Source organism: Streptomyces sp. NPDC025784, from assembly GCF_055558435.1.
In genome coordinates this window covers 113,338-125,702 of record NZ_JBVHMN010000014.1, presented here as the reverse complement: position 1 = coordinate 125,702, position 12,365 = coordinate 113,338, and the positions used below count along the sequence as shown (strand labels likewise).

General features: G+C 71.0%; 9 protein-coding genes. 5 read left to right on the top strand and 4 right to left on the bottom strand.

Going from position 1 to position 12,365, the window contains the following annotated elements; all coding sequences use genetic code 11:
* The first annotated feature begins 276 nt into the window (after nt 1-276).
* The 4 genes from ACZ4IF_RS28840 to ACZ4IF_RS28825 all read left to right on the top strand — a co-directional run bounded on the left by ACZ4IF_RS28840 (nt 277) and on the right by ACZ4IF_RS28825 (nt 6,890).
* Entirely contained in the window at nt 277-1,749 is a 1,473-nt protein-coding gene (locus ACZ4IF_RS28840) for an ABC transporter permease (RefSeq protein WP_467567941.1), read from the top strand.
* 39 nt (nt 1,750-1,788) lie between these two features.
* Entirely contained in the window at nt 1,789-2,472 is a 684-nt protein-coding gene (locus ACZ4IF_RS28835; protein WP_467567939.1) for an ABC transporter ATP-binding protein, read from the top strand.
* 230 nt (nt 2,473-2,702) lie between these two features.
* Nucleotides 2,703-6,002, top strand: coding sequence for a S8 family peptidase (locus tag ACZ4IF_RS28830; protein ID WP_467567936.1), 3,300 nt, complete (start codon nt 2,703-2,705; stop codon nt 6,000-6,002).
* Nucleotides 6,003-6,119: 117 nt separating this feature from the next.
* On the top strand, nt 6,120-6,890 hold the full coding sequence (locus ACZ4IF_RS28825) for a globin domain-containing protein (protein WP_467567934.1): 771 nt from the start codon (nt 6,120-6,122) through the stop codon (nt 6,888-6,890).
* Between the two features lie 116 nt (nt 6,891-7,006).
* Here ACZ4IF_RS28825 and ACZ4IF_RS28820 read toward each other — a convergent pair whose 3' ends face one another.
* Entirely contained in the window at nt 7,007-7,921 is a 915-nt protein-coding gene (locus tag ACZ4IF_RS28820; protein ID WP_467567932.1) for a helix-turn-helix domain-containing protein, read from the bottom strand.
* Nucleotides 7,922-8,095: 174 nt separating this feature from the next.
* Between ACZ4IF_RS28820 and ACZ4IF_RS28815 the strand changes: the two genes are divergently transcribed.
* Complete coding sequence (locus ACZ4IF_RS28815) at nt 8,096-9,139, top strand: NAD(P)-dependent alcohol dehydrogenase (RefSeq protein ID WP_467567930.1); 1,044 nt, start codon at nt 8,096-8,098, stop codon at nt 9,137-9,139.
* Nucleotides 9,140-9,417: 278 nt separating this feature from the next.
* Here ACZ4IF_RS28815 and ACZ4IF_RS28810 read toward each other — a convergent pair whose 3' ends face one another.
* The 3 genes from ACZ4IF_RS28810 to ACZ4IF_RS28800 all read right to left on the bottom strand — a co-directional run bounded on the left by ACZ4IF_RS28810 (nt 9,418) and on the right by ACZ4IF_RS28800 (nt 12,263).
* Nucleotides 9,418-10,593 (bottom strand): RNA polymerase sigma factor, encoded by a 1,176-nt coding sequence (locus tag ACZ4IF_RS28810; protein ID WP_467567928.1) that lies wholly within the window; start codon nt 10,591-10,593, stop codon nt 9,418-9,420.
* Nucleotides 10,590-11,009: a YciI family protein gene (locus ACZ4IF_RS28805; protein WP_467568141.1), complete on the bottom strand. Its 420-nt coding sequence runs from the start codon at nt 11,007-11,009 to the stop codon at nt 10,590-10,592. The genes ACZ4IF_RS28810 and ACZ4IF_RS28805 overlap by 4 nt, the downstream gene beginning before the upstream one ends.
* 150 nt (nt 11,010-11,159) lie before the next feature.
* On the bottom strand, nt 11,160-12,263 hold the full coding sequence (locus tag ACZ4IF_RS28800; RefSeq protein ID WP_467567926.1) for an NUDIX hydrolase: 1,104 nt from the start codon (nt 12,261-12,263) through the stop codon (nt 11,160-11,162).
* Nucleotides 12,264-12,365 lie beyond the last annotated feature (102 nt).

Here is a 12,365-nt window from a genome sequence, read left to right as displayed (position 1 = left end):
CACAACCCCGCCGCCCCGCACACGGCCCTCACCGCGTGCAACCTCACCGGGGCGGGGTGGACGGCCGGCTCGGCGTTGTGCGCGCGCCCCCCCCCCCGGGGGGGGGGCCCCCCCCCGGGGGCCCCCGCCGCCTTCGCGTTCCCCGGGCCGCGCGCCCACCGTCCGCACAGGCTTCCGGGCCGGCGCACAGCTCTTCTCACGGCCCGGCACAGCCTTCTCATCGTTCTCTTATTTCGGCCTTATCCCTTCATCACGCGCCGTACCTACCTTGCGGCCATGTTCTTCACCTACCTGAGGCGCGAACTGCGCCGCCGCAGAAAGGCGGCCCTCGTCGTCGCCTCCGGACTCGCCCTGGGCATCGCCCTGGTCATCGTGGTCAGCTCCGTGTCCTCCGGCATGGAGAAGGCGCAGGGCAAGGTCCTCCAGTCGCTGTACGGACTGGGCACGGACATGACGGTCACCAAGGCGGCGGCGCCCGCGACCGGCTCCAGCCAGCGCCCGCGGTTCAACTTCGACGCCCGGGACAGCGACTCGGACGAGGAGCAGAGCAGCGACCGCGTCATGGTGCAGGGCTTCCAGACCCTGTCCGCCTCGACGGTCTCCAAGGTCGACGCGCAGAAGGGCGTCGCGGACTCCGTCGGCGGCCTGAGCCTGCAAGTCATCCGCATCGACGGACAGTTCACGCGAGGTCAGTTCAAGCAGGACCCGAACTCCGGCGGCAACCGGCAGGGCGGCGGGCCCGGCGCCCAGCAGTCCCCGCAGGGCCGCGTCGAGGGCGGCGGCGCCGACTTCGACGTCAACAACTACTCGGTCTACGGCACCGACGTCACCAAGCCCGCCCTCGGCCCGCTGACCTCCTCGAAGATCACCAGCGGACGCACCTTCAAGACCTCGGAGACCGACGCCAAGGTCGCCGTCGCCGACAAGTCGTACGCCAAGGAGAAGAAGCTCAAGGTCGGCGACACCGTCACCATCAAGAAGGTGAAGTACGAGGTCATCGGCATCGCGACGCCCGACAGCGGTGACGCGGCGGCCAACCTCTACATCCCGCTCGAGCAGGCGCAGACGCTCAGCGACTCCAAGAACAAGGTCACCACGATCTACGTCAAGGCGTCCGACTCGCAGCAGATCGACAGCGTCAAGAGCACCATCCAGAAGAACATCTCCGGCACCACGGTCACCACTTCGGCCGACCTCGCCGACACCGTCTCCGGCTCCCTGTCCACCGCCTCCGACCTGGCCTCGAACGTAGGCAAGTGGCTGTCGATCGCGGTGCTCGTCGCCGCCTTCCTGGTGGCCGGCCTGCTCACCTCCTCGGCCGTCTCCCGCCGCGTGCGCGAGTTCGGCACCCTCAAGGCGCTCGGCTGGAAGTCGGGCCGGGTGACCCGCCAGGTCGTCGGCGAGGCCATCGTCAACGGCCTGGTCGGCGGAGCCCTCGGCATCGCGATCGGCCTCGCCGGCGCGTACGTCGTCACGGAGATCAGCCCCACCCTCCAGGCGGAGCTGGGCGGTTCGAACGGCGGATCCGGCGGCCCCGGTGGCGGCGGTCCGGGCGGCGGCGTGTTCGGCGGCCCCGGCCGGCAGACCGCGAGCAAGGCCCTCGACGTCGCGCTCACCGCGCCCGTCAGCCTGAACACCATCGTCGTCGCGGTCGCCCTCGCCGTCACCGGCGGACTCGTCGCCGGCGCCTTCGGCGGCTGGCGTGCCTCCCGGCTGCGCCCCGCCGACGCCCTGCGCCGCGTCGAATAGCCCGGCCCCCACGTACTCACGTATCCCAGGAGTTGCACCATGTACGAACTCAGAGGCGTCACCAAGCGCTATACGCGGGGCAAGGGAGTCGTCGACGCGCTCGACGGTGTCGATTTGACCATCGGGTCCGGGGACCGGCTCGTCATCCAGGGCCCCACCGGCGGCGGGAAGTCCACCCTCCTCCAGATGCTGGGCGGACTCGACCGTCCCACCTCCGGCAGCGTCGAGCTCGACGGCACGGACATGGCGAAACTGTCCGAGGCCAGGCTCACCCGAGTGCGCAGCGAGAACATCGGTTTCGTCTTCCAGAGTTTCAACCTGATTCCCACGCTCACCGCCCAGGAGAACGTCGAGACCGCTCTCGTCCCTCTCGGCGTGAAGACGAAGGAGCGGCGCGAACGGGCCGCCGCGGCACTGGAGTCGGTGGGCCTCGCCGAGCGCCTCGGCCATCTGCCCGCCGAACTCTCCGGCGGTCAGCAGCAGCGCGTCGCGATCGCCCGCGCCCTGGTCAAGCAGCCCAAGGTACTGCTCGCCGACGAACCCACGGGAAACCTCGACGAGTCCATGCGCGACGAGATCATGGACGTACTGGAAGCCATGTGGAAGGAGTACGGGCTCACTTTCATCATGGTCACCCACGACTCGTCGATCGCGAGGAAGGCCCCGCGACTCGCGACGATCCGCAAGGGCCGGATCACCGTCAAGGAGAACGCGGGGGCATGAAGGAGCACAGGAATCGCGAGGGTATGAAGACGTACAGAAGGGGGAGCGCGGGGGCGTAGCGGAACAACCCCGTCAACTCTTCACCCTCGCCACTGTATTGGCGGACGATCACCCCCCGGGCATACTGCGTGTTCCGGGGGGTGCACGCGCATGTGTACGGGACCTCCCCCGGCCGGATGAACGAGTTCCTCGTCCGGATCACATCTCCAGGGGGAGACTTGCGCAGACAAGTGAAAAGAACGTGCGTCGCGAGCGTCGCCACGGCGGCCGCCGTGGCCCTGACGGCGGGCATGACCAGCCCGGCGTCGGCCGAGGCCGCGCACGCGAGCAGCGCCTCCGCGGCCGCAGGGACCTCCGGGCTCACCGCCCGGCACCACATCACGCTGATCACCGGCGACCGGGTGGCCGTCGACACCGGGGGTCGGGTCGTCGGCTTCGAACGCGCCGAAGGACGCGCCCACATACCCGTGTTCGTCCGCAAGACGGCCGGCCACACCTTCGTCGTGCCGGCCGACGCCCAGCGGCTGATCGCCTCCGGGCGGCTCGACAAGCGACTCTTCGACGTCACCGAACTGAACCGGGCGGCCACCCGCAAGGCCCAGAAGCAGGGCCTGAAGCTGATCGTCGGCTACCGGGGCGCCGCGGCCGCCGCCAGGGCCGACGTCCGGGACGCGGGCACGGTCCGCAGGACCCTCAGGTCACTGAACGCGGACGCGGTCCTCACCCCGCGGCAGGACGCGGCCGAGCTGTGGAACGCGGTCACGGACGACGGCGCGGCCGCCGCGGGCGTCGCGCACGTCTGGCTGGACGGCGTCCGCAAGGCGAGCCTCGACAAGTCCGTGCCCCAGATCGGCGCCCCCAAGGCGTGGGCGGCCGGCTACGACGGCAAGGGCGTCAAGATCGCCGTCCTGGACACCGGAGTCGACGCGGCCCACCCGGACCTCAAGGACCAGGTGATCGCCGCCAAGAACTTCTCCACCTCCGCCGACGCCACCGACCGCTTCGGGCACGGCACGCACGTCGCGTCCATCGCGGCGGGCACCGGCGCGAAGTCGAACGGCAAGTACAAGGGCGTCGCGCCCGGCGCGAAGATCCTCAACGGCAAGGTCCTCAGCGACGACGGCTACGGCGACGACTCCGGCATCCTCGCGGGCATGGAGTGGGCCGCCGACCAGGGCGCGGACATCGTCAACCTCAGCCTGGGCGGAGGTGACACGCCGGAGATCGACCCGCTGGAAGCGGAGGTCAACAAGCTCTCCGAGGAGAAGGGCATCCTCTTCGCCATCGCCGCGGGCAACGACGGCGACTTCGGTGAGCAGACCATCGGCTCCCCGGGCAGCGCGGCCGACGCGCTCACCGTCGGCGCCGTCGACGACAAGGACAAGCTGGCGTCCTTCTCCAGCCGCGGCCCCGGCCTCGACGGCGCGATCAAGCCCGACGTGACCGCACCGGGCGTGGACATCACGGCCGCGGCGGCCCCGGGCAGCGTCATCGCCAAGGAGGTCGGCGAGAGGCCGCCGGGCTATCTGACGATCTCCGGTACGTCGATGGCGACCCCGCACGTCGCGGGCGCCGCCGCGATCCTCAAGCAGGAGCACCCGGACTGGACGTTCGCCGAGCTCAAGGGCGCGCTCACGGGCTCCGCGAAGGGCGGCGCGTACACGCCGTTCCAGCAGGGAACCGGCCGTATCGCCGTCGACCGGGCGATCAAGCAGACCGTCATCGCCGACCCCGGCTCGGTCGCCTTCCCCGTCGCGCAGTGGCCGCACACCGACGACAAGCCGGTGACCCGCAGCATCACCTACCGCAACGTGGGCAGGACCGACGTCACCCTGACCCTCGCGGTGACCGCCACCGGCCCCAAGGGCCGGCCGGCCCCCGCGGGCTTCTTCACGCTCGGCGCGAAGACGGTGAAGGTCCCGGCGGGCGGCAGGGCCTCCGTCGGCATCACGGCCGACACGAAGCTGGGCGGCACCGCCGACGGCGCGTACGGGGCGTACGTGACCGCCACGGGCGGCGGCCAGTCCGTGCGCACCGCCGCCGCCGTGCAGCGCGAGGTGGAGTCCTACGACGTCAAGCTGAAGTACGTGGCGCGGGACGGGGAGAAGCCCACCCACTTCACCGGTCTGACCCCGTACACCGGCGCTGACCGCGACTACGTCACGCAGGGCACCGGTGCCACCGAGACCGTCCGGGTCCCCAAGGGCACCTACACCCTGAACTCCCAGCTGGTGAAGGACCCCGAGAAGCTGGAAGGCGGCCTCGACTGGCTCGTCCAGCCCCGGCTGAGCGTCACCCGGAACGTCTCGGTGACCGTCGACCAGCGGACGGCCACATCCGCCGACATCACCGTGCCGGACGCCGGGGCCGAGCCCGTCTCCGCGGTCGTCTCGTACATGTACGCGCCCTCCGACTTCGGCTTCGGCGTCGGCATGGAGTCCTTCGCGGACCTGCGGGTCGCGCACATCGGCCCGGCGCTCTCCTCGGGCCTGACGCAGAGCTGGTCGGGCGTCTGGACCAAGGGCGACGACACCGAGTACGACATCTTCACCGGCGGCAAGGTGACCAAGCTCCAGGGCGCGCACGTCAAGCACTACAAGGCGGGCGACCTGGCCACCGTGAAGACCGGCATGGGCGCCGCGGCCTCCGGCAAGACGGGTGCCGTCACCGCGTACGGCTATCTGACCGACGACTTCGCCTTCGGCGTCGGGGTCGAGCAGAAGCTGCCCGGCACCCGCACACTGCACGTGTCCACCGGCGACCGCGTGCAGTGGAGCCTCGACTTCGAGCAGTACGGCGGCAAGGACGCCGACGGCTTCCCGCTCGACGAGGCCTTCTACACGCTCGGTGACGCACAGACCTTCGCGGCGGGCAGGAGCTACACGAAGACCTTCAACACCGGCGTCTTCGGCCCGAAGCTCAGCAGTGCGTACGGCGTCTTCCGCGACGGCCGCTACATCAGCGGCTACCTGCCGATGCTCGCCGACGGGCAGTCGCACGCCGGGGCCTCCCTCGTGACCTCGGTCAGGACGACCCTGTACCGCAACGGCACGAAGATCGCCGAGAACGACGACCCGCTCGACGGCAGCGGCCGCTTCAAGGTGCCGGACGCCGACGCGTCCTACCGGCTGACCACCTCCGTCAAGCGCTCCGTGAAGGTGGCCGCGGCCTCCACGCGGATCGACGCCTCCTGGACGTTCCGCTCCAAGAAGGCCGACGGGGTGAAGCTGCCGGTGTCCACGGCCCGCTTCGGCGCGCCCCTCGGCCTGGACAGCCGGGGACCCGCCGGCCGCGAGGTCACCGTCCCGGTCACCGTCCAGGGCGCCGCCGCGGGGTCCAACCTCCGCTCGCTGTCCGTGTACGTCAGCTACGACTACGGCCAGACCTGGACCAAGGTCGACGTCAGGAACGGCAGGATCACCTACAAGAACCCGGCGAAGGGCAAGGGCGTCTCGTTCCACGCCAAGATCGCCGACAAGAAGGGCAACAAGTCCACGATCTCGATCTACAACGCCTACTACGGCAAGTGACCGTGGCGGCGGGTCCCGGGTTCGCCGAGCGCTGACTCGTTTCGCCCAACGCTGACACGCGGCGGCGGCCCGTCGGAAGCAGAGCTTCCGACGGGCCGTCCGTGTTTGTGTGAGGGCATGACCGCTACGACCGTCGAATACATCCGCTACCGCATCCCCGAGGAACAGTCGGCCGAGTTCCTGGCCGCCTACACGCGGGCCGCCGTCCGGCTCGCCGCCGCCCCGCAGTGCGTCGACTACGAACTCGCCCGCTGTGAGGAGGACTTCGAGCACTTCATCCTGAGGATCACCTGGACGTCGACCGAGGACCACATCGAGGGCTTCCGCAATTCGGAGCTCTTCCCCGGCTTCCTCGCCGAGATCCGCCCCTTCATCGGCGACATCGAGGAGATGCGCCACTACAAACCGACGACGGTGCGGGGCGCCGGCGCGTCGGTCCCCACGCTCTACTCCTGGGCGGGCGGCGCCGAAGCCTTCACCCGGCTCACCGAGTCCTTCTACGGCAAGGTGCTCAAGGACGACCTCCTGGCACCCCTGTTCGCGGACCTGGCCCCCGAGCACGCCGTCCACGTGGCGCTCTGGCTCGGCGAGGTCTTCGGCGGCCCGCCGGCGTACTCCGAGACGCAGGGCGGCCACGGGCACATGGTCGCCAAGCACTTCGGCAAGAACATCACGGAGGTGCAGCGCCGCCGCTGGGTGAACCTCCTCCAGGACGCCGCCGACGACGCCGGACTGCCCACCGACGCCGAGTTCCGCTCGGCCTTCCTCGCCTACGTGGAGTGGGGTACACGTCTCGCCGTCTACTTCTCCGGCCCCGACGCGACCCCTCCGGGAGAGCAGCCGGTGCCGAAGTGGACCTGGGGCGCCGCACCGCCGTACCAGCCGTGACGGGGCCGCCGTGCCGGGCGTGACGGTTCCGCCGTGCCGGGCGCGGTGCCCGTCGTGGCGGCCCGCGACGCACGGCACGACGGCGTGACCCGGTGCGCGGGGCGTGCCGGTGGGTCCTACTGCGGTGCGGCCGCCCCCGCACGGGTCGCGTCCGTGCCCCAGGACGCCAGCAGACGCAACGCCTCAGCCGAGGACGAGTCCGGCTCCGCGTGATACGTGATCAGGGCCAGCTCGCCGTCGTCCAGCAGCCGGAAGGACTCGAAGCGCAGCGAGAGCTCGCCCACCAGAGGGTGCCGCAGATGCTTCAGCCCGTGGCTCTTCTCCTTCACGTCGTGCGTCGCCCACAGCCGGCGGAAGTCCTCGCTCTTCACGGAGAGCTCCCCGACCAGCGTGGACAGTCGCTGATCGTCCGGGTGGCAGCCCGCGTCCATGCGCAGCATGCAGACGATGTCGATCGCCTTCTGCTCCCAGTCCACGAACAGGTCCCGGTACTCGGGCTTCAGGAACACCAGACGCGCCCAGTTGCGCTCCTGGGGCGGCATCTCGGACCAGTCGCCGAAGATCGCCGCGGCCATCCGGTTCCAGGCGAGGATGTCGGAGCGCCGCCCGGTGAGATACGCCGGGACGCCGTCCATCGAGTCGAGCAGCTGCCGCAGCGCCGGGCGCACCTGCTGCGGCCGGGCCGCGTGCTTCTTCTTGTGCTGCTTGGGCTTCGCCAGGTGGGTGAGATGCGCGTGCTCGGCAGCCGTCAGCCGCAGCGCCCGCGCGATCGCGTCGAGGACCTCCGCCGACACGTTCCGGCCGTTGCCCTGCTCCAGCCGCGTGTAGTACGCCACGGACACCCCGGCCAGCTGCGCCAGCTCCTCGCGGCGCAGCCCGGGTACGCGGCGGTGCCGTCCGAAGTCCGGCAACCCCACGTCCTCGGGCTTCAGCCGGGCCCGGCGACTGCGCAGGAACTCGCTCAGCTCCGCACGCCGGTCCAGCGACCGGCCCACTTCCCCGGTGGGCTCCTGAGAGGGCTGTTCGCTCATACGTCCAGTATTCACGGTCGTACGCAGAGGATCCTGACCCCGCCAGTAGTAGGACCGCTGGACGTACGCAAAGCCGTGGCCTGGGTGAAGCCCCGCGCCGGAGGCAGTCTGGGATCCGTGCCCGGCCGGAGCCGGCCGGGCACGGACAGACCACTCCTGAGGAGAACTCCCGGCATGACCACTGTTGCTGCCTACGCCGCTCCCGCCGCCAAGGCTCCGCTGGAGCGCACCACCATCGAGCGCCGCGAGGTCGGCGCGTCCGATGTCCTGATCGACATCAAGTTCGCCGGCATCTGCCACTCCGACATCCACCAGGCCCGCGAGGGCTGGGGCGAGGCCATCTTCCCGATGGTGCCCGGTCACGAGATCGCCGGCATCGTCTCCGAGGTCGGCTCCGGCGTCACCAAGTACAAGGTCGGCGACCGTGTGGGCGTCGGCTGCATGGTCGACTCCTGCCGCGAGTGCGACAACTGCAGGGCGGGCCTGGAGCAGTACTGCACCGGCGGCGGAATGACCGGCACGTACAACGCGGTCGGCAAGGACGGAGAGCCCACCTACGGCGGCTACTCCGAGAAGATCGTCGTCGACGAGAACTACGTCGTCCGTATCCCCGACGGCCTGTCGCTGGACGTCGCCGCACCCCTTCTCTGCGCCGGCATCACCACGTACTCCCCGCTCAAGCACTGGAACGCCGGCCCCGGCAAGAAGGTCGCCGTCCTCGGCATGGGCGGCCTCGGCCACATGGGCGTCAAGATCGCCCACGCGCTGGGCGCCGAGGTCACCGTCCTGTCGCAGTCGCTGCGCAAGAAGGACGACGGCCTGAAGCTGGGTGCCGACCACTACTACGCCACCAGCGACCCGAAGACCTTCGAGGAGCTGCGCGGCACGTTCGACGTCATCCTGTCCACGGTCTCGGCTCCGCTGGACCTGGACGCCTACCTGTCCCTCCTCAGGACCGACGGCGCGTTCGTGAACGTCGGTGCTCCCGAGGAGCCGGTCAGGCTCAACCTCTTCTCGGTGATCGGCGGCCGCAAGACCCTCGCGGGCTCCGGCATCGGCGGCATCCGCGAGACCCAGGAGATGCTCGACTTCTGCGCCGAGCACGGCTTCGGCGCCGAGATCGAGCTGATCAGCGCGTCCGAGATCAACGACGCGTACGAGCGGGTGCTGGCGAGCGACGTCCGCTACCGCTTCGTGATCGACACCGCGACGATCTAGTGTCGGCCGGCCTGCGTGCCGGTGAGGGGCGCCCGGGGCCGCACGGCCCGCGGGCGCCCTTCCGCGTCGGAGCCCACGCCGCCCGCGTGCGCCCTTCCGCGTCGGAGCCCACGCCGCCCGCGTGCGCCCTTCCGCGTCGGAGCCCACGCCGCCCGCGTGCGCCCTTCCGCGTCGGTGCCCACGCCGCCCGCGTGGGCACCGACGCACTGCCCGGTGGTGCCGACCGGATCGGCCCGAGGCTGCCGGAGCGGGCGCCGCGGGAGCCTGCGCGTGAGCCGTCAGCGGCTCCGGCGGGAGTTGAGCCGGGCCGCCTGGCGGGTCAGATGGTCGCGCTCGGCGAGATTCGGCGCTTTCCGGGCCGCCTCCGCGTACAGCCGTGCCGCCGTCACCAGGTCGCCGTCGCGCTCGTGGAGGTAGGCCGCCACCGCGGTGCGGCGTGGCATGGGGTTCTTGCCGCTCGAAGAGTTCGGGGTGGAGTCGTCCAGCGCCGCGAGCGCCGCCAGCCCGGCGCGCGGACCGTCGGCCTCGCCGACGGCGACCACGCGGTTGAGCCGGACGACCGGGCTGTCGGTCAGGCGCACGAGCTCGTCGTACCACTCGACGATCTGCACCCAGTCGGTCTCCTCGACGGTGGGCGCGTCGGCGTGCAGCGCGGCGATGGCGGCCTGGGCCTGGAACTCGCCCAGCCGGTCGCGGGCGAGGGCCGCCTGAAGGATCTCGACGCCCTCGGCGATCATCCCGGTGTCCCACCGGCCGCGGTCCTGCTCGGCGAGCGGCACCAGCCCGCCGTCGGCCGCGGTCCGGGCGGCGCGCCGGGCGTGGTGGAGCAGCATCAGGGCGAGCAGCCCCGCCACCTCCGGGTGGTCGATCGACGCCGCGAGCTGCCGGGTGAGCCGGATGGCCTCGGCGGCGAGGTCGACGTCGCCGGAGTAGCCCTCGTTGAAGACCAGGTAGAGGACGCGCAGCACGGTGGAGACGTCCCCGGGCCGGTCGAACCGCACACCGGAGACGGTGCGTTTGGCCCGGCTGATGCGCTGCGCCATGGTCGCCTCGGGCACCAGATAGGCCTGGGCGATCTGGCGGGTGGTCAGCCCGCCGACCGCGCGCAGCGTGAGCGCGACCGCGGACGACGGTGTCAGCGACGGGTGGGCGCACAGGAAGTAGAGCTGGAGCGTGTCGTCCGCCGCGGGCGCGGGACCCGGCGCGGGCTCCTCGTCGACGCGGTCCTCACGCCGGCGCCGGGCCGTGTCGGCGCGGGTGGCGTCGAGGAACTTGCGCCAGGCCACGGTGACCAGCCAGCCCTTCGGATCGCGCGGCGGATCGGAAGGCCAGACGCGGAGCGCCTCGACGAGCGCGTCCTGCACGGCGTCCTCGGCCGCCGCGAAGTCGGCTCCGCGGCGGACGAGGACGGCGAGCACGCTCGGCGTGAGGCTCCGGAGCAGGGCCTCGTTCATCGATGCGGGCACTCCGTGACGGAGGGCTCCGCGGCCAGGAACGGGCGCAGTTCGAGCCACTCGTGGATCGGCTTGCCGCCCGCCCCGGGGGCCGCCGACAGCTCCCCGGCCAGTTCGACGGCCCGCTCGTGGCTGTCGACGTCGATCACCATCCAGCCGGCGATCAGGTCCTTGGTCTCGGCGAACGGTCCGTCGGTGACCGGCGGACGCCCCTCACCGTCGTACCGGACCCACTCTCCCTCGGGGGCGAGCGCCTGACCGCCGACGAACTCGCCGGTCTTCTCGAGCCGGGCCGCGAAGTCGTTCATGTACTGCAGGTGCGCCGAGATCTCCTCCGGCGTCCACTGCTCCATCGGCACGTCGTTGATCGAGGCCGGGGCGCCGCGGTAGTGCTTGAGCAGCAGGTACTTGGCCATGGTGGTCTCCTCGGTGTTCGTGCGGCCCATTGTGGTCGCGTTCACCTCGGGGACGGAGCCGGTCACGCGTTCTCGACATCACCGCCCGACATCCTCTCGGGCCGTTCCGGCGAGACCGGCGGGCGAGCCGCACACGACGTGGCCGGTCCGCTACAGGCGGCGCAGGGCCTGTGCCTCCGCCCGCTCGACGTGCGTACGGCTGTAGGCGTGCACCAGGGAGAGGTGGAAGAGCGCCGGGGCCAGGGGCGCCCAGCGGTGGATGCGGTCGGGCCGCAGCATGTACTTGACCACCGTCGTCGGACGGAAGGGCACGTAGTCGATGGCCTGGTGTTCCCACCGGTCGGCGACGCCCCGGCTCATCCGCGTCCGCAGGTTCTCGCCGGAGAGCTCCCTCAGCTTGGCGTGGAAGTGGGCGCTCCAGTGCCGCTTGTCCGTGTCCAGGACGAAGGCCAGAAGATCGAGCGTGTACTCGTGGGGCTCCAGGGACAGTTCCTCCCGCATGCCGCGACGGGCCGCCGCGTGCAGGTCCGGGGCACTCCTGCCCGAGGAGTCGATGTGCCGTGAAAGGCCCTCGTTGACCGAGGAGTTCCAGACGCCCGGCGCCATGCGGACCCGGTCGCTGCGCCGGCTCACCACCAGCATGTCGTCGGCGGTGACCACCGCGACGTTGACGGCGAAGCTGCACTGGAGGAAGGCCGGGGCCGTCAGCGGCGCGTCGGGATCGAGATGGCGGGAGCGGGGGGTCGTGCCGTCGGGGAGCCGGCGGTCCAGCTGCTGGGCGGCGAGGAAGGTGTAGTAGTCGGTCGGGCGCAGCCTCAGGTGGACCTCGGGCCGCTCGTCCAGGGCGGTACGGGATATGTCGAACGACTCGACGGCGTACCGCGGGCCGTTCCACAGCGGAGTGCGCCCCTCCGTACGCAGCCGCTCGCTCTCCTCGGCGATCTCGTCCCGCCAGCCGGTCATGTCCGGGGGCAGCCGGACCTCGTCCTCCAGCACCTGGACGTAGATCGTCTCGGGTGGCACCGGCGACTCCCCGTCCCCTTCGACGATCAGCGCGGACGTCTGCAGGGGGCCGAGGGAGAACGTCCGCCAGGCCGCTTCCGACTCCTCCCGCCGCCGCATCGTGCGGATCGCGCTCCTCGAGCGCCGGCGCAGCCGGTACCAGGCATCCTGCAACGGCTGCTGGAACAGCACCGCGAACACCATGCCGAGCACGGCACCCACGACGCCGTTGGCAACATCGATTCCGTCCATGCCGCAGACACTATGGATCTTGACGTTGCCAGGAGGCGTCGTGCTCCTTCCGTTATCCCTGCCTTGTCCCTGCCGGTCTTCTTGCCGGTCGTCTCCGCTCTG

Coding starts and splice junctions, on each gene's coding strand:
- ACZ4IF_RS28835 (WP_467567939.1), top strand. CDS start 1,789: ATGTACGAACTCAGAGGCGTCACCAAGCGCTATACGCGGGGCAAGGGA.
- ACZ4IF_RS28810 (WP_467567928.1), bottom strand. CDS start 10,593: ATGAACGAGGCCCTGCTCCGGAGCCTCACGCCGAGCGTGCTCGCCGTC.
- ACZ4IF_RS28820 (WP_467567932.1), bottom strand. CDS start 7,921: ATGAGCGAACAGCCCTCTCAGGAGCCCACCGGGGAAGTGGGCCGGTCG.
- ACZ4IF_RS28815 (WP_467567930.1), top strand. CDS start 8,096: ATGACCACTGTTGCTGCCTACGCCGCTCCCGCCGCCAAGGCTCCGCTG.
- ACZ4IF_RS28840 (WP_467567941.1), top strand. CDS start 277: ATGTTCTTCACCTACCTGAGGCGCGAACTGCGCCGCCGCAGAAAGGCG.
- ACZ4IF_RS28800 (WP_467567926.1), bottom strand. CDS start 12,263: ATGGACGGAATCGATGTTGCCAACGGCGTCGTGGGTGCCGTGCTCGGC.
- ACZ4IF_RS28805 (WP_467568141.1), bottom strand. CDS start 11,009: ATGGCCAAGTACCTGCTGCTCAAGCACTACCGCGGCGCCCCGGCCTCG.
- ACZ4IF_RS28825 (WP_467567934.1), top strand. CDS start 6,120: ATGACCGCTACGACCGTCGAATACATCCGCTACCGCATCCCCGAGGAA.